Below are 22,722 nucleotides of genomic sequence, written 5' to 3' on the forward strand. Positions count from 1 at the left end.
GTTGAAGCATGTGCACGCCGGGAAGGTGCGTGACCTGTACGAGGACGGCGACACGCTGGTGCTGGTCGCGTCCGACCGGGTTTCGGTGTACGACGTGGTGCTGCCGACGCCGATCCCGGACAAGGGCGCCCTGCTCACGCAGTTGTCCAACTGGTGGTTCGAGTACTTCACCGATGTGCCCAACCATGTGGTCTCGGCCACCGACGTGCCCGCCGAGTTCGCCGGTCGCGGCATTCGGGTGAAGCCGCTGAAGATGGTGCAGGTGGAATGCATCGCGCGCGGTTACCTGACCGGGTCCGGGCTGGTGGAATACCGGCAGACGGGCTCGGTGTGCGGGATCGCGCTGCCGCCCGGTCTGCGCGAGGGCGACAAGCTGCCGGAGCCGATCTTCACACCGACCACCAAGGCGTCCGAGGGGCACGACGAGGCGATCACCTTCGCGGACGTGGTGAACCAGGAGGGACGCGAGGTCGCCGAGCGGCTGCGCGAACTCACCTTGCACATCTACGCCAGGGGCGCCGCGCACGCCGCCGAACGCGGTGTCATCGTCGCGGACACCAAGGTCGAATTCGGCTGGGACGGCGATGTGCTCACCCTCGGCGACGAAGTGCTCACCTCCGATTCGTCGCGTTTCTGGCCCGCCGACGAGTGGGAGCCGGGCCGCGCGCAGCGCTCGTTCGACAAGCAGTTCGTCCGCGACTGGTCCACCTCCACGGGCTGGAACAAGGAGGCGCCCGGCCCGGAGATCCCGGCCGATGTCGTCGCGGCGACCCGCCAGAAGTACGTGGAGGCCTACGAACTCATCACCGGCCGGACCTGGGCGGGCGTGCCGCGATAGCGGTCAGTCCGCGAGCAGCTCGGTCAGCCGGTCCAGGCAGGGCCGCTGCCCCGCGACGAGCTTGTCTCGCGCGGTGGGTGCGTCGAACCAGTCCGCGCGGTCGATCTCGGGGAACTCCGCGAGGCGGCCGGAGCGCGGCGGCCACTCCAGCTGGAAGGTTCCCGGTACCACGGCGGCGGGATCGAGGTCGCCTTCGACGGCCCAGACGGTGAGCACCTTCTTGCCGCTGCTGTAACGCACCTCGCCCAACGGCAGCCACGTGCCGTCCGGGACCGGCAGCCCGAGTTCCTCGGCGAACTCCCGGCTCGCCGCGACCTCGGCGTCCTCCGTCTCCGGCTCGTACTCGCCCTTCGGAATCGACCACGCGCCCAGGTCTTTTCGCGCCCAGAACGGCCCGCCCATGTGTCCGAGCAATACTTCGACGGCGCCGCCGGGGTTCCGGCGGAAGAGAAGGACTCCCGCACTGTGTTTGCCTGCCACACCGGGTAGTCTGCCCCGTCGCGATCGGCCGAGTGCCCTCGCATGCCGGTGCCCGGCGCGTCGCCGGAGCGACCGCTTTCGGCCGCCACGCCCGCCGCTCGAAGTCCCACGCAATGCGAAGGGCTCCACTCGCCGGGTCCGGTGTGGTGCGGCGGCGCCACCCGGCATCCCGAGCGGCCGTGCCGGGTCGAACCACGATCACGTCCGGCGATCCCGGCTGTCGGCGGACGTGCTCGCATTCGCCGATCCGGCGCTGCCACCGCGACCATTCGTGCACCCGCTCAGTCGGGGAGGTTCACTCGTGCCCCGTGGCGCAGCTGTGCCGCACGGATGGTCAGATAGTCGCGCTCGGGGACGCTCGTCGTGCGGGCGGCGGCCTTGGTGTAGCAGGCGATGGCCGCGTCGATCGCACCGGCCATCTCGTGCAGATGGCCGCGCACGGCGTCGAGCCGGTGGGAACCCGACAGGTGTTCGTCGAGGGTCTCGGCCAGCGCGAGACCGGCTTCGGGCCCCGCCACCATCGCCTTCGCCACCGCCCGGTTCAGCGTCACCATCGGATTGTCCGAGAGCCGTTCGAGCCGGTCGTACAGCGCGAGGATCTTGGTCCACTCGGTGTCCTCGGCAGGCGGAGCCTGCGCGTGCAGGACCGCGATGGCCGCCTGGATCTGATAGGGCCCGCGCAAGCCGCCGGAGAGCGTGCCGGTGACCAAGGTCGTCCCTTCGGTGATCAGCGCACGATCCCACAGCGCGCGATCCTGTTCGGCCAGTGGGACGAGTTCGCCGTGCGCGCCGGTGCGTGCGGCCCGGCGGGCGTCGGTGAGCAGCATCAACGCGAGCAACCCGGTGACCTCGTTGTCGCCGGGCAGCAGCCGGTGCACCGCCCTGGTGAGCCGGATCGCCTCATCGGACAGGTCCGTTCGCTGCAACGTGTGACCTGAACTGCTGGTGTGACCTTCGTTGAAGATGAGGTACAACACGTGCAGTACCGCGCCCAGCCGCTCGCGCCACCGCTGATCGCCCGGCTGCGCGAAGGGCCGCTCGACGGTGGCCAGCTTCTTCTTCGCTCGTGTGATCCGTTGCGCCATGGTCGCTTCCGGTAACAGGAAGGCGCGGGCGATCTGTTCGGTGCCGAGTCCGCCCACCGCGCGCAGCGTCAGTGCGATGGCGGCGGCGGGCGTCAGCGCCGGGTGGCAGCACAGGAACAGCATGGTCAGCGTGTCGTCGTGGTCCACGGGGACGGCGTCGGGCACCTCGCGGTCGAAAGCCGTGGTCTCCCTGCGCCGCCGGGCCACCTCCGCGCGCACGGCGTCGGCCATGCGGCGCTGCGCGACCTGGATCAGCCAAGCCCGCGGATTGTCCGGCAGGCCCTCCGTCGGCCACTGGGTCGCGGCCGCGAGCAGCGCTTCCTGCAGCGCGTCCTCTGCGGTGTCGAAATCACCGAAGCGGCGGACGAGCGTTCCGAGGACCTGCGGCGCCAGTGCGCGCAGCAGGTCCTCGGTGCTCGCCGGGAGCGGTGTGTCGTCGGGCACCGCACTCCGGTCGCTCATTGCTCGGTGGCGGGGGCGCCCATCACCGCGCGAACTTCGATGTACTCGCCGATCGGTTTGCCGCCGGGGCCGGGGGCGGCGGAGGCCTGCGCCGCGATCTCGTAGGCCCGCTCGGGGCTGTCCACGTCGACGATCCAGTACCCCGCCAAGAACTCTTTGGTCTCCGGGAAAGGCCCGTCCGTGACCACCGGCGCCGACCGGCCGTCCGAACTGACGATCCGCGCCTCCTCCGGCCCGGCCAATCCCTGCGCGTCCACCAACTCGCCCGCCTCGGCCAGTTGCGCACCCAGCGCGCGCTGGAAGTCTATGTGCGCTCGGATCTCTTCCGGGGACCATTCGTTGATCGGTGTGTCGCAGTACTTGGTGGGTGCGTAGGTCTTCAGCAGCATGTATTTCACGGTCGATTTCCTCTCCGGCGTTCGGTCGCTGGGAGCGCTCCGGTGGCGCCCGAGAGGAGGTCGGAGCACGCCGCGTGCGTTCGACACATCTGTGCAGTGATCCACATCACAGCTCGGCCGAGGTGTCGGCCAGTCGATCCGGATCGACCGGTTCGCCCGCCAGGATCAGTTCCTTGATCCGGTCGGTCACGTCCCAGACGTTCACGTTCATCCCGGCGAGCACGCGGTTGTCCCCGTCCAGCCAGAACGCCACGAACTCGCGTGCCGCCGTGTCGCCGCGCACGACGACCCTGGCGTGTTCGCCCGGCGCGGCGTACCCGGTGTACTCCATGCCCAGGTCGTACTGGTCGGTGAAGAAATAGGGCAGCCGGTCGTAGGAAGCCTGCTTGCCGAGCATGGTCGCGGCGGCGACCGCGGGTTGGTTGAGCGCGTTGGCCCAGTGCTCCACCCGGACCCGCCTGCCGAGCACAGGGTGCTGCTGGGCGGCGATGTCACCGACCGCGACGATGTCCGGATCGCTGGTGGCCAGGCGTTCGTCGACCAGCACGCCGTCGTCCACGGCGAGACCGGCGTCGGCGGCCAGTTCCACGTTCGGGCGCGCGCCGACGGCGACCAGCACCGCGTCGGCTTCGATCGTGCTGCCGTCGGCGAGCCGGACGCCGTTGGCGACCGCGGTCGCGATCGCGTCCTCGGTGGTGATCGCCTCGACCTGCGCGCCGAACCGGAAGTCGACGCCGTTGGCCCGGTGCAGATCGGCGAACACCTCTCCCATCTCCGGTCCGAGCACCGCGAGCAGCGGCAGGTCGGCGCGTTCGACGATGGTCACCTCGACGCCCGCCGCCCTGGCCGCGGCGGCGACCTCGAGGCCGATCCAGCCGGCGCCGATGATGACGAGGCGCCGCGTCGCGCTGCCGAACAGCTCGATCAACGTGTCGGAGTCCTCGATGGTGCGCAACGTGTACACGTTCGGCGCGTCGGCGCCGGGAACGGGCAATGTCCGCGGCGTGGAGCCGGTGGCGAGCGCGAGCTTGTCGTAGGACAGTGTGGAACCGTCGGGCAGGGTGACCGTCTTGGCCGCGGGGTCCAGCCCGGTGACGGTGGTGCCGAGGCGGATGTCGATGTGGTGGTCGCGATACCACTGCGCGGGATCGACGATGAATTCCGGCAGCGCCTTCTTCCCGAGCAGATGCTCCTTCGACAGCGGCGGCCGGTCGTAGGGCAGGTGCTCCTCGGCGCCGATCAGTGTCACGCTTCCCTCGAAGTCCTTCTCGCGCAGAGCTTCTGCTGTCTTGGCCGCGCCCAGTCCGCCGCCGACTATGACGAAATGCTGGTCAGAACTCATCGCGGACTCCTTCTCCGAAGGGAACCAAGCACCTGCCGGTCAACCCTACTGGCAGCCGTGCGCGCCGCTCGGGAAAACGGATGCCGCGAGTGGGAACGAATCGCGCGCCGGCGTGGTTGCTCGGTAGGGCGGCGCAGTGCGCGGCCGCCCGTCCGCTTGCGATCGAGAGGAAGCCGCCCGTGACCGACGAAGCCACCAAGGACGTCGCCGATTTCTGGTTCGACCCGCTGTGCCCGTGGTGTTGGATCACGTCCCGCTGGATCCTCGAGGTCGAGCAGGTGCGCGACATCGAAGCCCGGTTCCACGTGATGAGCCTGTCGGTGCTGAACGAGGGCAGAGATGTGCCGCCGCAGTACAAGGAACTGCTCGACACGGGGTGGGGCCCGGTCCGCGTCGCGATCGCCGCGGCGCAGGAGCACGGCGACAAGGTGCTGTCGCCGCTGTACACCGCGATGGGCACGCGCATCCACAACCGGCGGGCCGAGTACGAACGCGAGAGCCGCAAGGAAACCCTCGCCGCGGTGATCGCCGACGCGCTGGCGGAGGTCGGTCTGCCCGCCGAGCTGGCCGCGGCCGCCGAGAGCGCCGACTACGACGAGGCGCTGCGCGAGAGCCACCACGCGGGCATGGACAAGGTGGGACCGGACGTCGGCACCCCGACCATCCACATCAACGGGACCGCGTTCTTCGGTCCGGTGCTGTCCCGTATTCCCCGCGGCGAGGAAGCGGGCAAGGTCTGGGACGGCGCGGTGGCACTGGCGTCCTACCCGCACTTCTTCGAGCTGAAGCGCACGCGGACCGAAGATCCGTCGTTCGACTGAGCACCCGCGCCCGGGTGCCGTCGCGCGGCACCCGGCGCGGTCAGAACGCGGACTTCGGCGGGCTCGCGGGCACCTGGCCGTAGGAACTCGCGTACCCGCCCTCGGGCACACCGGCGCCCGCGGGCGGGGCAGGGCGCAGGAACAGCTTCCCGTGCCTGCTGCGATCGCGCAGCGCCCACATCCGCCAGGTGAGCACGGGGTGGCTGGACAGAGCGTTCACCATCCAGACGAAGAAGCCCTTCTCGACGGCCGCCCGGTCGGCCATCTCGTCGAAGCCGACCAGCCGGTTCATGTACTTGCCCGCGGCCAGGGTGCCCATGGCGGCGGACGCGCCGGTGTGCCGATTGCAGAAGCCGTGGTTGTCGGCGGTGTACTCCTGCGCGCGGATCAAGCTGTTGCCGACGACCGGCAGGAACGGCACCAGGAACATGCCCAGCTGCCGCCAGTACGACGTGTGCCCCGCCGCGATGTGACCGACCTCGTGGCCGATGATGAACGCCAGCGCGTCGGGTTCGCGTGCGGCGCCGCCGATCTCGAACAGATCGCTGTAGACCACTACGTAGCGCCGGAACCCGTGCCCGCTGGCGAACGCGTTGATCTGGCCGTTGCCGAGCACCACGTACGCGTCCGGCACCTTCGCCATGCCGAAGCGAGCGGCGGCGTCCACCACCATCTGATAGCCCTCGGGGAACTGGGTCGGCGACATCTTCACGCCGTTCACCCGCTGGCCCGCGTAGTTGATGCCGCGACCGAACCACAGCAGCAGCGGGGCAGCCGCGAACGCGAGGACGTACTGGTCGAAGTTCCCGGTGGCGAGCAGCACCAGCGCGATCAGATACGCGAACACGGTGAACACCACCACGACGACGAGCATCGGTATCTCCCAGCTGTGCCGTGCGGGCATGCCGAACGGCGACAGACCGCGGGGCTGCCGCTGCGGCGGAGCTCCGGGGGGCACCGGGGCGCCGGGGTAGGAGCCATAGGGCGCCGGATACGCAGCCGGGGGCGCGGACGGATAGGAGCCCGAGGTGTACTGCTGGCCGTACGACGCGGCAGGCGTGCTCCGATCCGAGACCCACCCGCCCTGCTGGGCGTACGGGTCGGCCTGTCGGCCCGCCTGGTCGGACGGCTGGGGTTCGAACGGCTGCATGGAATGAACTCTATTCAGTTGCCGGGAACGGGGTCGGCGCGTCGGCCGTGTCATCGGGCACTGTGGCCGCGAACACAACTGGCGCATCAGTCGATTCGCGCGGGCCCGCCGCGGTGTTAATCGCGGGGCAAGCCCTCTCGCCGCCGCGCGGCGGCCACCTGACACAATGCCTGCCATGCGCGTTTACCTGGGTGCCGACCATGCCGGTTTCGAACTGAAGAATCACGTCAAGGCCCATCTGGAGCAGGCGGGCCACGAGGTCGTCGACTGCGGCGCGCTCGAGTACGACGCGCTGGACGACTACCCCGCCTTCTGCATCGAGGCGGCCCGCCGGACCGTCGCCGACCCCGGCAGCCTCGGCCTGGTGTTCGGCGGCAGCGGCAACGGCGAACAGATCGCCGCGAACAAGGTGCCCGGCGCCCGGTGCGCGCTGGCCTGGAGCGTGGAGACCGCGAAGCTGGCACGCGAGCACAACAACGCGCAGCTGATCGGCATCGGCGGCCGCATGCACTCGACCGAGGAGGCGCTGGCCATCGTGGACGCGTTCGTCTCCACCCCCTGGTCGGGCGAGGAGCGCCACCAGCGTCGCATCGACATCCTGGCCGAGTACGAGAAGACCGGCATCGCGCCGGCGGTTCCCGCGTACTGAGCGCACCGAGGTCGTAATCGGCTGTGCCGGAAGGACATACGCTGCACCGCCTGGCGCGGCTGCATCAGCGTCGGCTCGCGGGCGGTGTGGTGCGCGTATCGAGCCCGCAAGGCAAGTTCGCCGCGGGCGCTGCCCGGGTGGACGGGCAGGTGCTGACGAAATCCGAGGCGTGGGGCAAACACCTGCTGCACCACTACGACTCGGGACTGGTGGTGCACGTGCATCTCGGCCTGTACGGCACGTTCACCGAATCCGCGCTGCCGATGGGGGAGCCGGTCGGGCAGGTCCGGATGCGCTTGTCCGGGGAGCCGGACGGGCAGCCGGGCTTCGGCACCGACCTGCGCGGGCCTGCCGCGTGCGAGATCCTGCTGCCGCCGGAGGTGACGGCGCTCACCGATCGGCTCGGTCCTGATCCGCTGCGGCGCGGCGCCGATCCGGACCGGGCGTGGCAGCGCATCCATCGTTCCCGCAGGCCGATCGGCGCGCTGCTGATGGACCAGCAGGTGGTCGCGGGGGTCGGCAACGTCTATCGCGCGGAATTGCTTTTCCGCCATGGGATCTCCCCGCATCGTCCGGGTACGGAGCTGTCCGCGGGCGAATGGGCGGACATGTGGTCCGATCTGGTCGCGCTCATGCGGGTAGGGGTGCGCGTCGGGAAGATGGTCGTGGTGCGGCCCGAACATGATCACGGCGAGCCCTCGTATGCCCCGGATCGCCCGCGCACCTATGTCTACCGCCGCCAAGGCGCCCCGTGCCGTCTGTGCGAGACGCCGATCGCCCATCAGGTGATGCAGGCGCGGAATCTCTTCTGGTGCCCCACCTGTCAACCCGGCTGACCCGGATCGGCCGGGTCAGCCGGCGACGGCGGTGTCGATGTCCGGCTCGTCCGCGAGGGCGAAGCGGCGCCCACCGGCCGTCTTCGCGGAGTACATCGCGCGATCGGCGCGGCGCAGCAGATCGGTGAAATCGAGCGGGCTGCCCGGCGGGTTGTAGGCGGTGCCCACGCTGGCCGACACCGGAACGGGCCCGGCCGACGACCAGACCGGGTCACGCAGCGCGGCCACGATCCGATGCGCGAGGTCACCGAGGTTGTTGTGGCGGGGGTTGGTCGCGAGCACGAACTCGTCACCGCCGTACCGGCAGATCACCGTGTCCGGCGGGCACGCTTCGCGCAGTCTGCCGGCCAGTTCGACCAGCACTTCGTCACCGATCGCATGCCCGTACCCGTCGTTGATCTGCTTGAACCGGTCCAGGTCGATCAGCAGCAACCCGACGCCGCGCGTCGGGTCGGTGGCCATCAGGCGCACCTTGTCCTGCAGCAGCGTCCGGTTGGCCAGATCGGTCAGCGCGTCGTGGGTGGCCTCGTGGCGCAACCGGTGCTGCAGCGCGGCGATCTCCTGCACGCGCAGCGACACCTTGGCCGACAGGTTCTGTTCCTGTTGCGCGAGAGCGCGCTCCTGAAGCGCCTGGGCGTAACTGTCGATGGCCTGACTGGCGATGAACGGCCAGCGTGTGGCCACCAGGGAGCCGGGCGTGCCGGACGGGAAGCCGAGCAGCCAGCGCGTGGCCTGCGCCAGCATCCGGATCCGGTCGAACGGCGCGTCGGCGAGCCGGGCCCCGAGCATGCGTGCTTCCGGAACCGGGAACGGCTCGCAGCGCGCGAGTGTGAGCAGGCGCTCGACGATCTCGATCAGCACCGGTTCCAACTGCTGGGGCGCCGCGCCCGAACCGGGCTCGGCGCAGACCGCACGGGCCCATGCTCGGGCCATAGCGGCTACCGGGGGCTCGATGTCGGTCGACATCGGACTCACCCGGTGTGGGCGACGTCGGTACCCAGGTGCCCTGTAGTCACACAGGCGCCGGCGTCACCCTGATCGTTCCCACTGCTACGCGGTTGCGTCCACCTGGTTCGGCGCACGTTCACCGCCCCCTTTCCAGATACCCCCGTCCGGCAAAAAGGATCCTAGCAAGCCACTCGGCATCGAAAAGCGGCGATTTGCAACGTGTTCTCGACGCCTGGCGAATGGCGATCGGGTATGTGATCGTTCCCGTCGCGTTGGTGTTACACCGGATTCCCGTTCGCTGCAAAATCGCGGCGCGACGCGCTGGCGACACGCTGTACGAGGTGTGCGGAGAGTGGTGCGTGAGCCACGGGGGCGGTCCGGACCGTCCACGCGCCGCTTGCTTCACGAGAATCGGTTCTCGCACGCGACGTCCTCGTCTTCCCTGTCGAGTTGCGAATGGTTGTTCCTGGCGTGCTGGAGGTGGGCGCCTGCTCGCGGTCCTCGGGCCGAACCGGCTCGGGTGCCGCTCGCCGCCCAGTGGCGCGATGTCGGTGTCATCCCGCTCTCCCGGCCAGCGGGTTGCCGTGCGATCGGCCGAGGGTTCGCCGGAAAGACTTCTCGGCGCAGAGCGCCCGGAACCCTGCTCGGTATCGTGGCCGTGGCTGCGCGACACGCCGCGCGCGGCGGTTGTGACAGCGAGTCGTGCGGTCCTCATCGGAATTCCCTCGAGCGAAGTTCCTGGCGTGACATCTGTGTCATCTGAGTTTCGCCCACCGGAATCCGACACGCCAGAGTTTCAATGAAAAATCACCTTTAAAAATTTCCGACGCGCGCTGCCGCGTGCCCGCGCGCCCGACGTGCGACACTGGATGCGGCAACCCTGGAGCGCTTCGGCGGGCAACCTGCGAGATCGCGCTGCGCGGGGGGCTGATTGGCGTTTCGGAAGCCTGGTTCGGTACAGTCGGATCGCACACGACATCGTGGCGATCCCATCGGTGTCGTATGCCTGCGGGTGTAGTTCAATGGTAGAACCTCAGCCTTCCAAGCTGATGGTGCGGGTTCGATTCCCGTCACCCGCTCCACGGAGCATTCATCCTCGTCGGCGGCCGCCGCGTCGCCGCGAGGGCCACGGGGTGTAGCGCAGCTTGGTAGCGCATCCGCTTTGGGAGCGGAGGGTCGCAGGTTCAAATCCTGTCACCCCGACCATCGTTCGGGGGTGAGGTTCGTGCTCGGATCTCGATCTGCAGGCGGTGCCGCCGCCGCGCCGCCTTCGATCATCGGATCGGTATACCTACGTATCCCAGCGGGTTTCGCCCATGTGCGACGGCGGCCATGGGGAAGGCGCGGAGACTTCCGTCTGCGGCTGCGGTCGCCGGACACCCCGTGGCAACCCTTCGGCACCGGTCCTGAGTAGCCGAGTTCGACGATTCGCCGGCCGTCGGGTTCGACGCGCGAGATCGGGATACGAGACATTCGGGTCGCCGTCACCGGCGCAGCGCTCGAAAGGCTCGAACGGATTTGTCTACTTAAGTATTCGACAGCGCCGGATGGAAATAAGAGAACGGTCGGTTCGCGGCCCGCGCCGTCACTGTTCGGCTTGCCCCTGCGGGCTGGTGGCCACCGGCGGCAACTCGGAGTGCCGGGCGAACGCCTGATCGATCAGTTCCGACGTGGCGCGGGTGACGATCAACCGGGCGATCGCCAGATCGGTCTCCAGTTTCGTGCGATCCCGCGGGGTTCGTGCGGATTCCTCGTAGGTCTGCCCGGCCAGCCGGTAGAACAACTCGGTGGCGAAGCGGTCGGCGATGCGATCGCAGTCCGCGCGCAGACGTTCGACCAATTGGAACGTGTCCTGCGTAGGCAGCCCGGTGTCGTGCAGCCGGGTGGCCAGATCGCAGCACCGTGGATTCGTCACCCGGTACGCCTCGAGCGGGTCCTCGCTGGAGGCCAGCGCCTGCTTCGCGTAGTCCGGCAACTCCGCGTAGCTGTCCTGTGGCTCGGTGGTGGCTTCCGGGTCTGCTTCGGCTGCGTTCTGACTCTTCACTCCGAGTACATCGGCGAGTCCGTCGCCACGGTCCCAGGCTTCGAGCAGTTCCCTGATCCCGTTCAGCTTCATGCCCCGCCCCAGCAAGCGGCTGATCGTTTGCAGCCGGTTGAGGTGGTCCGACCCGTAGTACCCGATCCGCCCGCGCACCTCCGGCGAGGGCAGCAGACCTCGCTCGTGGTACACGCGGACGCTGCGCACGGTGGTGTCGGCTGCCCGTGCCAGTTCGTCGATCGTGAATTCAGAGTCTGCAGCCATGTTTAAAAGGAAACCATAGTCGGGCCCCCGTGGAAAACGGTCCGTTTCATAACGTGCCGTTAAAGACGGTAGCTGGGTGTTGCTTGAAGGTCAACGAGCCGTTACATAGCGGTACAAAAGGTTGTGTGCTGGGCAACAGTGGGCTACCGTGCGTAGACCAGCTTATCGCGGCTGGGTTCCGGGGACTGTTGAGCAGCCCTGATGACGTCCGATCCATGGGCCACGCACCTGCCAGAGGTGTGTGCTCGGCATCCCCGGAGATGGCTATGAGCATTACGCGAACCCTTCCGATGGACACGGGATCCATTGCGTCAGCAAAGATCTCGTCGATTCCGGCAAAGTCGAACCAGCGGCCCCCGTGCGCCGACGTCCCGGACAACTGGGACATGGACAGCGGGAATCCGGATGCCTGGCGAGCGGCGGTGCGCACCTGCCAGAGTTGCCCGCTGCTCACGCAGTGCCGCCAATTGGCGCAGACGCTGACCACCCGGGGTGACGGTCCCCGCGCGATGATCTGGGCCGGCGTCGCCTATGACAACTCCGGCAGCGTCATCGAGAACCTGGACCGGCACCGCGCCGCGCCGATCGACCACAAGCGCCCTATGCGCATCATTCGCAACGGCCCGCGTCCGCTGCGCACCATATCCACTCTTCCCGCACCCCGTCGGCACATCGTGCTCGGGCAGCCCCTGAAGCCGACCGGCACCGACGGTCTGTGACTATGCTGCGTGCAGCTTTTCGCGTCGAGTCCTTCGGTGGTGCGTAACTCATGACAGTGCTGGCATTGGAGATCGGGCCGTCGCGGTTCGCGGCGACGCGCGTCGCCGACGATGTCGGCACCGAAGATATCCGGCAGATCCCGATCCCCGCCTCCGGTGCGTGGGATCGGTGTCGGGAAATCTTGCTCGACGCCGCGGAAGGTTCGACGGTCACCGCGCTCGGTATCGCCTCGGCGGGGCCCATCGACATGGTCGCGGGAGTAGTAGCGCCGATGGAAGTCGCAGAGTGGCGAACGGGCTTCGCCATCGTGGAAGCGGCACAAAAACTGTTTCCTGAGGCATCCATCCACCTCGCACTGGATGGTGTGTGCCTCGGGCTCGCCGAACGAAACTTCGGAGCCCTGAGCAACGTTGCGGACGGATTGGCCATCACCGTGTCGGAGCGGATTGCGGGTGGTGTCGTCGTGGGCGGCTTCACCGTGGTCGGACGCACCGGCAACGGGGGGCATGTGGGTCATGTTCTGGTCTCCGGCTTCGACGATCGCTGTGTGTGCGGCGGTCGCGGCTGCTTGGAAGCCGTGGCGGGTGGTGCGTCGGCGGTGCGCTGGGCGCGTGCGCAAGGCTGGGAAGGCGCCTCGGTAACCGAACTGGTGAAAGCTGCCCAGGTGGGCGAGAGCGTTCCCGCCGCCGCGCTGGATCGAGCCGGAACGGCGCTCGGCCGGGCTGTCGCGTCGGTGGCGGCGCTGCTCGACCTCGACGTCGTAGTCCTCGGCGGTTCGATCGCCGAAGCGGGTCCGGTCCTGTGGAAACCCCTGGGAGAGGCTGTCGCCACCCACGCCCGGCTGAGCTTCTTGCCGGGACTGCGTGTCGTTCCATCGCAGCTCGGAGATTTCGGGTTGCTCGCAGGCGCTGGGGTTCTGGCGGTGGCCGCCCGCGCATGAGTGTCTTCCTCGCTTGATCCCGAGCACGGGACAGAAAGAGTCGTCCTCGGTCGTGCGCATTTGCTACGAAGAAGCCAGGGCAGCAAGGTGAGTCGGTGCTGCTCGGTTTGCGCCCGACGTGCCGCTGGCTTGTCCGGCTCCCTCCTGACGGCTCCGTCGGAACGAAGCGTGAACAAAATGAACTCGCAACCGTGGGTTCGATGAACGTGGTGCACACTTCTGAAGAACAAGCCGAAGGTGTCACCGGTTGATTGAGCCGCTAAATAACGGTACATTGCCTGAGTCACAATATGTCTCATCCGGGTAGGCGGACCCGGAGGAACGGCTGGTCGGGCAAGTGCGAAGCGAAGTGGCGCAGTGATTCCATGGGTGACGATCGAGACGTTGACGCCGGACGGCATGTCCGTGGCGTCGGTGGGAGATGCACCGCGTGAGTTCGCGAGCTGGCAGCGGGTGCTGCAGCGAACCCTGTCCAAAACACCGGCGCTGTACGACAAACTCACGACGGCAGGGCTGACGGAGGCGATCCAGACCGCGCACGATCAGGCGCAGGACGTCGACCTCGCCATTCAGACGCGAGCGGGGCGGCACCAACTGCTCATCCGCCCGATCTTCGGTCCGGCGGGCGACGTGCACGCGGTGCGACTGTGGCTGGGCCCCGCGTCCGAGCGGGTGCCTCCGTTGCGCCCGGCGGTGGGCGCCATCTGGGACCTGAGCAGTCAGACCATTCAGCAACCGAGCGGCATCACGCGGCTGTCCGGCAGTACCGCCGAAGAGTACGTCCCTAGGATGTCGATCGCGGAACTGTTCCACCGAGTATCGAGTTTCGACCGGCACGCCGAGATGCTCGATCTGCTCTACGACCCCAAGCCCGGTGAGCGAATGCAATTCGACACCACCGTGATACACGGATTCGGGCGCCCGGCCCAATGGCGGATCACCATTCGTGCCCGCGATGACGACCGCACGCGCGGCGCTTGGTGGCTGATCGAGGACGTGACCTCGGAGAACGCGCCTGCGGCGTGGCCGACCTTGGAACGAATCGGATTGCGGGAGGCGCATCGCCGGGCGGGTACGCATCTGGCCGTGGTCCAGCTCGAGCACACCAGCATCTCGCACTGGCTCACCGATCCCGCGCCGTGGGTGCGGTGGGACTATCTCTTCCGTCCGGTCGACGTCTTCCATCCGGACGACCGTCCCCGGCTGGCGGAACTCGGCGAACGGCTGCGGTCGGGCGACAGCTGCGGTGTGACGTTGCGGGTACTCAACTACGGCGGCGGTTACACGCCCACGTCGCTGCTCCTCTACCCCTATCCCGGGTACTCCAGCAGACAGCTGGCGATCGCCCAGCTGGTCCGTGTCGCCGACGACGTTCCGTTGCTGGAAACCCATCGCCAGGTGCTGGAACCGCGGCAGCGCAACGCGCCGATCGGATACGACGAACAATTGCGGCATTGGCTGGCGGGCAGGATGAAAAGCAACCCTGCCTGCTGACAGTTTTAGTTCCCATGAGTGGGAACTACTGGCCGGTTAAGAACCCGTGTGCTCTCTACCATTTCGGGAGTGAGGACAGGTGTTCGTGAGTCGGCGGATTCGGGTGAGGCACTGCTTCGCCGGATGGCGGCTCGCCGTCGCCGCGACAACATCGTGGTCGCGGTGCTCGCCGTTCTCGCCGTACTCGGCGGTGGTCACGCGATTCTCAGTGTCTTCGACTCCGGCCCGCCCGCGCCGTCGGATGACTCGACGACGGCAATCGTCGGGCATGCGCAATTAGCCGGCTCTTATGCCGAGCAGTTCGTCGTCGCCTACCTAACTGCCGTTGCGGGACAGCAGGATCGGATCGGCGAATATGTCGGCTCCAATCAGCAGATCACATTGCCTTCGTCCGCGCGCCAAGTCTCCGACCCCGCTGTCGTTTACGTATCCCGCGCGCTCGCTACGGGCGGGCTGGAGGTGTGGTCGGTGACGGTGTCGGTCCGGGTCGGCAAAGCCGGTGCCGCGGCAGCGCCGGACCAGCGGCAGTTCTACCGCGTCGCGGTGTCGGTGTCCGATGGACGGCTACGTGCGCTGTCGACGCCTGCCTTGGTCCAAGCACCCTCGAAGGGTGTGGATCTCAAGCTGGCCTACGGCGCGCCCTGCGCACCAGATACCGTGCTGGGGCAAGTCGCGGCCGGCTTCCTGAGCGCCATGCTGGCCGGAAACGGTGACGTGGCACGCTACACCACACCGGATGCGGGGCTGGCCGCCCTGAAACCGCCCCCCTTCACCGCCGTTGAGCTGACCTCGCTCACCACAGACGATTCGAGTTGCGGCTCCGGCGGCGCAAAGGCCCAGGTGCTGGCCACCGTCAACCCCAAAGCCGATACGGGAGCGACCGTGACGCTGGCCTACCCGCTCACCATGATCCGCAATGCGGGCCAGTGGCAGGTGGTGTCCATAGACCCGATTCCCGCCTTGTCGACTCCGCTGGCGGTGGTCGTCGGTCAGGATTCGCGCGGCGGAACGCCGCCCACCTCGTCCTCGTCCCCTTCGACGTCGGTGACGATTCCGCCGGCGACACAGAACTGATCCGAGAGGCAGCCCGATGGGTAATTTGAGCAACATCCTCTATGGCATCCTGATCTTTGTCCGATGGGGCGGAATGATCATCATCGCCATCGTCACGATCGGTGTGGTGATTTCCGAGGCGGCGAAATCGAGGCTGTCACCGGCGCGGATCATCGTCGTCTTCGGCTCGGGGTTGATGGCCGGGGTGGTGATCTGGATTCTGCCTACGACCATCAACTACGCGCGCACGGACGCCAACCTGATCGTCCCCGATCATCCCATCGGTGGCTATCGATGAGCCAAGTCATCAAGGTGTTCACGCCGATCAAACGTGTCCCCACGATGATCGGCAAGGCGCAGAACGGGCAGAAGCTCCCGTTCGGTCCCTACACCCTGCCGCAGGTTGCCGCCGGTGTGGCGATGATGTCGGTGGCTTCGGTCGGCGCCATGACCCTCCCGGTCAATCCGGCCGTCACTTTCATCACGGGTCTGGCGCTGACCGTCCTGGCGGTCTTCGTGCTCGGGCTCGTGCCGTACACGGGCGTCCGGATGACCTCGCGCGCCCTGTGGCTCGGCAGGCTCGTCGTCTACCGCAAGCCGGTGTCCGCCTCGGGCATGCCGATCGGCAGCGACTCGGTGCGCCACACCGTATTCGTCGAGAAGAGCGTGGTCCTCTTGCTGCCCGACCACGCTGATGCGGCAGTGGCCACCGAGCCGAAGTCCGGCGTCCGGATGCTCGAAGTGATAGGTGGCAGAAAAGTCACCGACCTGTGGCTGCGACTCAATGGCGACGACGAAGACAACGATAACGGCAGCGGCCCGCCCCCCGGAGGACGCCCCTGATGGCACTCGGACGAGATCTACAGCCGACCGCGGCAATTCGCGGCAATCTCCAGTTCACCCATTCCGGTCTGGTCACCGCGACGTATTTCATCAATCCGCTGGGCTACGGCTTGCGCAAAGCCGGTGACAAGTACGACGTCAAGATGGCGCATCATGCGCTGGTCACCAACTTGCCGAGCGGATCGCTGCTGCTCGGGATCCAGGCGCGGCTGAACACGATCGACGTGCTCACCAAGATGGTGGAGGGCGTCGACCTGGACGAGTGTGAGGACTACGCAGACGAGGTGGTGGCCTCCTACGAGCGCGTGCACGCCATCATGCCGCAGACCCGAATCTTCCTGCTGTCGATTCCGGTCGGGGCCAGCAATTCCAGTATCTCCGCGCTGTCGCGCCTGTGGCGCGGCAGCACTCCCACCATCGACGCGACCGCGATCTCCCGCGCCGACCTGGATCAATACGACGAGAAGGCGAACGAGATCCTGTCCAGGATCGGCGGCGACTTCGATCCGGTGCCGGTGCCCGCCGCCCTGTTCCAATGGCTGTGGGAGCACTATCTCTCGCGCGGTGCGGCGGGGGATCCGGTGGCGCCCACGCGGGCCGGTGCGCTGGACGACGCGACGGCGGCGGTGTTCCGTTCCGCCGCGCTCGACGAGGGCGCCCAAACCGAGAGCAACCGGCGTATCCGGCCGTCGTTCGTCCCCGTGATCAAGGTGGTGCAGCCCGATTTCGATTACCGCCCGTCATACCAGGCGATGCTGACGCCGCACTCGTTCCCGTACGCGGGCATGACATTTCCCGGCGGCAGCGAGTTCCTCAACGTGCTGGAGGGCCTGGGCGACGTCACCGTGGACTGGGGCATGCGGATCTCCACCAAACCCGCCGACGAGGTGCTCAAGAACAACGAGCTCAGCCTGCGCAGGCTCGGCGAGCAGATGGACCAGCGCGACCAGGAGATCTCGTTCGCACAGAACACGCTGGCGTCGAAGGCACAGATGCTCGGTGAATACAACCAGCACTTCGAAGTCAACGGCGGTGAATCGGAGGTTTCGTTCACCACGGTCATCGCCATCGGCGGGCCGACCAGGGACGCCACGATGGACGCGGTCAACACGCTCAAGCGGCGCTACAAGCGGTTCCAGGTCGACGTGACCGCTCCGGTCGGCGCGCAGGTCGACCTGTGGTCGATGTTGGTGCCCGGCAGCCCGCCGCGTCGTGCCTTCGACGATTTCGCCCATATCGTCCCCTCGGACATGTGGGCCGGTTTCGTACCGTTCACCACCAGCGAGATCGGTGACGACAGCGGTCCGGTGATCGGGGTCAATCTGTTGTCGGGTCATTTCGAACCGATCCACTTCGGCATCATGGAGGCCGCGCTGCACGACCTGTCCGCCTCGTTCGCGGTGACCGGCGAACTCGGTTCGGGCAAGTCGTATTTCCTCAAGCTGATGGCGGTGCTCGTGCACGACATGGGCGGCCAGTTCCTCGCGATCGACCGAAGTCAAGTGGGGGAATGGGAGCATTTCGCACGGTCGATCGATGACGCGGTCGTCATCGATCTCGCCAACCCCACGGTGTCGCTGGATCCGTTGCGGTTGTTCAACGCGCGGATCGCTGGTGAACGTGCGCTGGACTCGATCCTCCCGCTGCTGGATCTGTCACCGACTTCCGGCGCAGGCGCTGCGGCGAGCAATCTGCTGTCACCGCGAGGCATGGCCGAGCACAAGATCAAAAGTCTGCTCGATTTGTTCCATGTCGTTCGCCGCCTACGCGAGCACCCTGAGCGAGGCGAGGAGTACGCCGACCTCGCGGCGCGGCTGGGTACCGTGGTGGAGCGGGTGCCGGTGCTGTTCGACCCCAAGTTGCGACCACTGCGCCTCGACGCCGCCGCGACCGTCGTCCGCAGTCACAACCTGCAACTGCCGAGCGCGGAGGAATTGACCACTCCCCATCTGTACAACCGGTTGCCGCTGACGAAGCGGCTCGGCACGGCGCTCTACGAACTGGTCGGCGTCGCGGCGCGGGAGGCGTTCCTCTCCGACAACGGCAGGTTCGGCCTGCTGGTCGGCGACGAGGCGCACCACTTCACTCAGACGCAGGTCGGTTCGGCGGTCACCTCGGATTTCAGCCGCGACGGCCGTAAGCACCTGGCCGCGATCGGGCTCGCTTCGCACGACCCGGCCACCGACTTCCAGGGCGCGGCACACAATCTCATTCCGAACCGGTTCGTCTTCCGCCAGCGCGACGAGACGTTGGCGCGCAACAGTTTGGAATGGCTCGGCGTAGATCTGGAGGAAGCGCCCTTCTTGTTGCAGATCCTGCGTGAAGAGACCTCGCCTCCGGTCGGGCCCGGTCGTAAGATTCCCGAGGAGCGCCGCGGCGAGATGTTCATGCGTGACGCGCTGAACCGCATCGGGCGCGGCAAGGTGCTCGGTCCGGCGCGCCCGGACCGGGCCGCGGCCATCACCAGTACGCCGACCAGCGCTAATGGTGCGCGTTCGGCCTTGCCGGAGTGGTCTGTCTGATGAGATCTCTATTCGGCTCCGGCGCTCGCGCGCATCAGTCCTCCTTCGGGATGCCTTGGGAACCGCAGTTCTGGGACGCGGAACGTTGGCGCCCGCAAATGGTGTTCCGGCGCTTCCGGGCCTGGATCGCCGCGTCGCGCCGTCGCCGCCGGATCGCCTGGATACTCCTCGCGCTCTTCGTGCTGTTCGTCTGCCCAGGTCTCGTTCACGCGATATCCATCGCGCAGCCAGGTACGGTGGCCCCGGGAGCCGCGCCGAACAGCGCGACCAGCTGGATGGACGTCAAAGACTCCTCCGGAGTGAATGTCTCCAGTTACAGGTTGGTGATCGACAAAGGCGGAGTCCTCAACCTGGCGAATTTCGCGCTGTGGATCCTCCTCATGCCGCTGTTCGCGGTATGGCTGCTCTTTTCGACAACAGGAGTCTGGCTACCCGGTGAGGCAATGAGCTTCAGGTGGCTGAACCTGATCAGCGCGCCGTTGCGTGCGATGGCTCTGCACTTCACGGGGCAGATCGCGACACCCGTGCTCGCAGGGACAGCGGCGACGATCGGCGCGATCTTCGTGGGATATTTCATCGTGCGCGCGATGATCGCCAAGGCTGTGATGCAGGTCGTGGTCATGATCGCAGTCGCGATCGCGGGCGTGCCCATTCTGGCTGATCCATTGTCCGAGGCGCTGTCCGCCCAGGGTTTCCTGGTGCAAGGGCGTGACCTGGGACTCTCGGTCGCGGCGGGCTTGAACGGGAGCAACAACCCGAATCCGGAGCAGCTGGTCAGCACGTTGCAAACGACCATGGCGGATAATTTTGTACGACTTCCGCTGCAGGTATGGAACTTCGGGCACATCGTGGACAGCAATCCGTCCTGCAGGGCGGCGTGGTCGTCCGGCATGACGACAGGTAGCGACGACCGAGTGAAGAACGGAATGAGGGCTTGCGGCGACAGCGCGGCGTATTCCGCGGTGGACAATCCGAGTGTCGGTCAAATCGGAGCCGGATTGCTGCTATTGCTGTGCGCGGTCATTCTTCTGGCATTCGCCGCGTACTTGTCCATCAAGATCATGTGGGCCGTGCTCGACCTCATCTACTACGGGTTCGCGTCGGTCTTCGGATTCGCCGCGGGGGGGTACATCTACGGGCCGACGCAGACGTTCACCGTTCGCTGCGTGGTCCACGGCTTCATCGCCGCCGGGAAGATGGCCTTCTTCGTCATCGCTCTCGGCATCTACGAGCTCTTGTTGGGTAGCCTGTTCCGAGCGGCGAACGGCCAGATCATGGTGGTGTTCGTCATCGGGGCGGGCGTCGAGATCGTCGCCATCGTCCAGGTGCGGCGTCTGAGCCGGAATATCGATGAGGCCAACGACTGGGTGACCAACCGTATCGGGGTGGCGATACAAAGCGGTGGATCGTCGGGAAGCGGGGGTGGCGGAGGTGGCTCCGCGCTGGGTATGGGCATGGGTATGGGCAATTCGAACGCGGCCGGCTCGATGACTCCGCTCGCGATGGTCGGCGCGATAAGCACCATCAACAGCTCGCCGCTCACCGCATGGCTTGCCGGTGGCCGCCTCAACCCGTTGAATCCGTTTTCTCGCGTGGACCACGTCGACAAGCAGCTGAAGAAGAAGGGCCTGAAGACCAAAGACCTGCGCGAGGCGGCTCACGGTGGACTGTACGACCGTGTGGCCGCGGCGAACGCGGCCCGGCGTGGTCTGAGACGCTCGGGCAACAGCAGACGCAGTGAGCGAGGCAGCGCCTTCGCCATGGAGAATGTCACGCACCTGACCGGTAGTGGCGGCCCGCAGACCGGTGCGTATCACGCCCTTCTGATGGCGGGGGTTCCCGAGCACATGGCGCAACGGGCAATCGAGGCACGGACGGACATCATTCGACATGCCGACGCCGAGCCGCTCGCCTCGAAGCACCTCGCGAACGTCCTTGCCGCGCACAAGCATCTCGAGAACCACTTCCACACGAATGATCGGCAAATGTACATGGCCAGGTACCACGCATTGGAGGCCAGCGTCGATCGGTACCGAGGGGATTACCAGGGCGGTGTGCACATTTCGGAAGATCTGGCCCGGCTCGGCAGGGGTTACATCGCGAACCCCAGCAAGGATTTCATGGACAGTCTGCAGGCGCACGCGAACGGCACGGCTCCGACAACCCCAGCTTTGCAGATCGGTGGTCGGGACCTGACCACGAACGAAGCGGACAGGTTGCGGAGCTGGATCTCCAACGAGCATGCACTGCGGATCCAGGCGACTACCAACTGGGTAGGAGAAAATCCTCGCGACTTCGATCGGATCCGAGTACTGCGTTCCGAAATCGACAAAGCTGCCCAGACGGACCAGTGGCAGGCGGGCCGGAGTATTACGGGTGCTGTCTCGCTCCCGCAACCGGACTCGGGCGCAAATGCGCTGCCCCGCATTCCCCCTACGATCCTCGATCCTCTCAGAAACCCGCGCGGCCGCTGATCAGCCCTCGACAAGGGCTAGACGGTGAGACGGATATCGCAGAAAGGTAGTCGATGATCGGTCGTCTCCTGACGTTCGTACTGATGCCGCTCTGGGTTTGGGTGGTGCTGGGTGGCGTGAGCGTCGTGTCCCTGATCCTGATGGTCCTGGTGCTGGTCATCGGCGGTGCGACGTCATCGGTCGCCGCGGACCTGCATTACCAGTGCGACAGTGCGGTGGGGCCCGACCCCTCCTTGACGGTGACCGCGAGTCGCGCCTCGACGGTGGCGCGGCCGACGGCGCAGAGCGCGCCGACGGGTGGGTTGACCACCACTCCCACCACCAACCCGTACGCGGAGCTGACCATCGCGCCGGACGACACCGGCGCGTCCGACTGGCAGCGCGCCTGTGCCACGGCGTTGAAAGACGCGCCGTATCAGAGTGCTCCCTTGCTGAACGGCAGTTCGGGTGTCGGCGCGGAGTGCGCCCGCCAGCTCGCCCTGGCCCAGGTGATGGCGAGCGGCCCGCAGAACGGCTCCGGTAGCCGCGGGGGCGCCGCGGAGTTCACCAGATCGGTGATCTACCAGGCCTCGGTCGCGCAATCGACGGGGCGATGCGCGGCTACCGCGGAGCAGTCATCCGCTACCGACGGCGCCGGACAAACGAGCGGCTCGGCGCGGCGGGCATGTGGGCAGGCCGATGGGGCAGCAGTGGTCGTGCTGCCGAATACGGTTGCGGCACAGGGTGCTTGCGGCCAGCGGGTGGATCCCTCCGCGGTATCGGCGGGTGACTTGGTTTTCTGGAATTATCGAAGCAATGCGCCGACTCAGGTCGGCATCGCGGTCAGCGAGACACGGCTCGTCACCACCGATGTGACGACCGGTGAATTGGTCGAACTGGTCATCCCGAGCACGAACGACGTGCGGGTGAAGCGAGTGCTCGGCAGTGGAATGTGATGAGTAAGCGATGCCGCCAACAGAAGTAGAGCCCCAGATTGAAACCGGCGAGGACCCCGAGGCGACGCCGGGGCCGGTGACGCCGTGGTCGAACCGGCCGGATCAGCAGCGGCAACGGCCGGGTGGGGTGCCGGGGCAGCCTGGCAGCCCGTCCCCTGGACCGGGGCAGTCCGGCGCTCCAGGGCCGGGCCAGTCGGGGCCTGGTCAGCTGAATGGAGCAGGCGATCCCGGTCACGCGGGTCCTGCGCAGGCGAGCCCGGGTTCGTCTGGTCCGCCTGTGCCGGGTCATGCTGTGCCTGGTCAGCAGGGTGGTCCGCCGGTTCAGCAGCCGGGTCAGTCGGTTGAGGGTGCGCCGGGTGGTGTGGTGGCTCCGCGGGTGGAGGCGGCGCCGCCGGGTGGGGGTGTGGGTCGGGAGCCTGAGCCGGAGCCG

At 67.2% G+C, this 22,722-nt stretch carries 20 protein-coding genes and 2 tRNA genes; 15 read left to right on the forward strand and 7 right to left on the reverse strand.

What is annotated here, in order from left to right; all coding sequences use genetic code 11:
- Position 1: 1 nt before the first annotated feature.
- Complete coding sequence (locus ACFV2O_RS27740; RefSeq protein WP_355075936.1) at positions 2 to 838, forward strand: phosphoribosylaminoimidazolesuccinocarboxamide synthase; 837 nt, start codon at positions 2 to 4, stop codon at positions 836 to 838.
- Between the two features lie 3 nt (positions 839 to 841).
- Here ACFV2O_RS27740 and ACFV2O_RS27745 read toward each other — a convergent pair whose 3' ends face one another.
- The 4 genes from ACFV2O_RS27745 to ACFV2O_RS27760 all read right to left on the reverse strand — a co-directional run bounded on the left by ACFV2O_RS27745 (position 842) and on the right by ACFV2O_RS27760 (position 4,605).
- Complete coding sequence (locus ACFV2O_RS27745; protein WP_379254286.1) at positions 842 to 1,318, reverse strand: NUDIX domain-containing protein; 477 nt, start codon at positions 1,316 to 1,318, stop codon at positions 842 to 844.
- 281 nt (positions 1,319 to 1,599) lie between these two features.
- Positions 1,600 to 2,865, reverse strand: a complete 1,266-nt coding sequence (locus tag ACFV2O_RS27750) for an RNA polymerase sigma factor (RefSeq protein ID WP_379254287.1) — start codon at positions 2,863 to 2,865, stop codon at positions 1,600 to 1,602.
- Positions 2,862 to 3,263 carry a YciI family protein gene (locus tag ACFV2O_RS27755; protein WP_379254288.1) on the reverse strand — a complete coding sequence of 134 codons (402 nt, stop codon included), beginning with the start codon at positions 3,261 to 3,263 and terminating at the stop codon, positions 2,862 to 2,864. The genes ACFV2O_RS27750 and ACFV2O_RS27755 overlap by 4 nt, the downstream gene beginning before the upstream one ends.
- A gap of 106 nt (positions 3,264 to 3,369) precedes the next feature.
- Positions 3,370 to 4,605 carry an NAD(P)/FAD-dependent oxidoreductase gene (locus ACFV2O_RS27760; protein ID WP_379254290.1) on the reverse strand — a complete coding sequence of 412 codons (1,236 nt, stop codon included), beginning with the start codon at positions 4,603 to 4,605 and terminating at the stop codon, positions 3,370 to 3,372.
- Between the two features lie 179 nt (positions 4,606 to 4,784).
- Between ACFV2O_RS27760 and ACFV2O_RS27765 the strand changes: the two genes are divergently transcribed.
- On the forward strand, positions 4,785 to 5,426 hold the full coding sequence (locus tag ACFV2O_RS27765) for a disulfide bond formation protein DsbA (RefSeq protein WP_379254292.1): 642 nt from the start codon (positions 4,785 to 4,787) through the stop codon (positions 5,424 to 5,426).
- Positions 5,427 to 5,466: 40 nt separating this feature from the next.
- Here the strand turns inward: ACFV2O_RS27765 and ACFV2O_RS27770 are convergent, their stop codons facing one another.
- On the reverse strand, positions 5,467 to 6,576 hold the full coding sequence (locus ACFV2O_RS27770) for a M48 family metallopeptidase (RefSeq protein ID WP_379254294.1): 1,110 nt from the start codon (positions 6,574 to 6,576) through the stop codon (positions 5,467 to 5,469).
- A gap of 175 nt (positions 6,577 to 6,751) precedes the next feature.
- Between ACFV2O_RS27770 and ACFV2O_RS27775 the strand changes: the two genes are divergently transcribed.
- A complete protein-coding gene (locus ACFV2O_RS27775) occupies positions 6,752 to 7,225 on the forward strand; it encodes a ribose-5-phosphate isomerase (RefSeq protein ID WP_355075948.1) in 474 nt (157 codons plus the stop codon).
- A 23-nt stretch (positions 7,226 to 7,248) separates the two neighbouring features.
- Positions 7,249 to 8,061: a DNA-formamidopyrimidine glycosylase family protein gene (locus ACFV2O_RS27780; RefSeq protein ID WP_364429671.1), complete on the forward strand. Its 813-nt coding sequence runs from the start codon at positions 7,249 to 7,251 to the stop codon at positions 8,059 to 8,061.
- A 15-nt stretch (positions 8,062 to 8,076) separates the two neighbouring features.
- Here ACFV2O_RS27780 and ACFV2O_RS27785 read toward each other — a convergent pair whose 3' ends face one another.
- Complete coding sequence (locus ACFV2O_RS27785; RefSeq protein ID WP_379254297.1) at positions 8,077 to 9,027, reverse strand: diguanylate cyclase domain-containing protein; 951 nt, start codon at positions 9,025 to 9,027, stop codon at positions 8,077 to 8,079.
- Positions 9,028 to 10,017: 990 nt separating this feature from the next.
- Between ACFV2O_RS27785 and ACFV2O_RS27790 the strand changes: the two genes are divergently transcribed.
- A tRNA-Gly gene (locus ACFV2O_RS27790) sits at positions 10,018 to 10,091 on the forward strand.
- 47 nt (positions 10,092 to 10,138) lie between these two features.
- Positions 10,139 to 10,215 (forward strand) — tRNA-Pro (locus ACFV2O_RS27795).
- Positions 10,216 to 10,594: 379 nt separating this feature from the next.
- Here the strand turns inward: ACFV2O_RS27795 and ACFV2O_RS27800 are convergent.
- The gene (locus ACFV2O_RS27800; RefSeq protein WP_379254299.1) at positions 10,595 to 11,311 is read right to left on the reverse strand and encodes a MerR family transcriptional regulator; all 717 of its coding nucleotides are present in this window, start codon (positions 11,309 to 11,311) and stop codon (positions 10,595 to 10,597) included.
- Positions 11,312 to 11,577: 266 nt separating this feature from the next.
- Between ACFV2O_RS27800 and ACFV2O_RS27805 the strand changes: the two genes are divergently transcribed.
- The 9 genes from ACFV2O_RS27805 to ACFV2O_RS27845 all read left to right on the forward strand — a co-directional run bounded on the left by ACFV2O_RS27805 (position 11,578) and on the right by ACFV2O_RS27845 (position 22,292).
- Positions 11,578 to 12,030, forward strand: coding sequence for a hypothetical protein (locus ACFV2O_RS27805; protein WP_379254301.1), 453 nt, complete (start codon positions 11,578 to 11,580; stop codon positions 12,028 to 12,030).
- Between the two features lie 50 nt (positions 12,031 to 12,080).
- Entirely contained in the window at positions 12,081 to 12,971 is an 891-nt protein-coding gene (locus tag ACFV2O_RS27810; RefSeq protein WP_379254303.1) for an ROK family protein, read from the forward strand.
- Between the two features lie 369 nt (positions 12,972 to 13,340).
- Positions 13,341 to 14,465 (forward strand): GAF domain-containing protein, encoded by a 1,125-nt coding sequence (locus ACFV2O_RS27815; RefSeq protein ID WP_364429660.1) that lies wholly within the window; start codon positions 13,341 to 13,343, stop codon positions 14,463 to 14,465.
- A 162-nt stretch (positions 14,466 to 14,627) separates the two neighbouring features.
- Complete coding sequence (locus tag ACFV2O_RS27820; protein ID WP_379254305.1) at positions 14,628 to 15,539, forward strand: conjugal transfer protein; 912 nt, start codon at positions 14,628 to 14,630, stop codon at positions 15,537 to 15,539.
- Positions 15,540 to 15,555: 16 nt separating this feature from the next.
- A complete protein-coding gene (locus ACFV2O_RS27825; RefSeq protein WP_039796594.1) occupies positions 15,556 to 15,816 on the forward strand; it encodes a hypothetical protein in 261 nt (86 codons plus the stop codon).
- Complete coding sequence (locus ACFV2O_RS27830; RefSeq protein ID WP_379254307.1) at positions 15,813 to 16,361, forward strand: hypothetical protein; 549 nt, start codon at positions 15,813 to 15,815, stop codon at positions 16,359 to 16,361. Before ACFV2O_RS27825 ends, ACFV2O_RS27830 begins: the two co-directional genes overlap by 4 nt.
- Positions 16,361 to 18,883 (forward strand): ATP-binding protein, encoded by a 2,523-nt coding sequence (locus tag ACFV2O_RS27835; RefSeq protein WP_379254309.1) that lies wholly within the window; start codon positions 16,361 to 16,363, stop codon positions 18,881 to 18,883. Before ACFV2O_RS27830 ends, ACFV2O_RS27835 begins: the two co-directional genes overlap by 1 nt.
- Complete coding sequence (locus ACFV2O_RS27840; protein WP_379254311.1) at positions 18,883 to 21,357, forward strand: hypothetical protein; 2,475 nt, start codon at positions 18,883 to 18,885, stop codon at positions 21,355 to 21,357. Before ACFV2O_RS27835 ends, ACFV2O_RS27840 begins: the two co-directional genes overlap by 1 nt.
- 53 nt (positions 21,358 to 21,410) lie before the next feature.
- The gene (locus ACFV2O_RS27845) at positions 21,411 to 22,292 is read left to right on the forward strand and encodes a hypothetical protein (protein WP_379254313.1); all 882 of its coding nucleotides are present in this window, start codon (positions 21,411 to 21,413) and stop codon (positions 22,290 to 22,292) included.
- The last annotated feature ends 430 nt before the right edge of the window (positions 22,293 to 22,722 follow it).

Source organism: Nocardia sp. NPDC059691 (assembly GCF_042733915.1).
Classification (GTDB): domain Bacteria; phylum Actinomycetota; class Actinomycetes; order Mycobacteriales; family Mycobacteriaceae; genus Nocardia; species Nocardia sichangensis.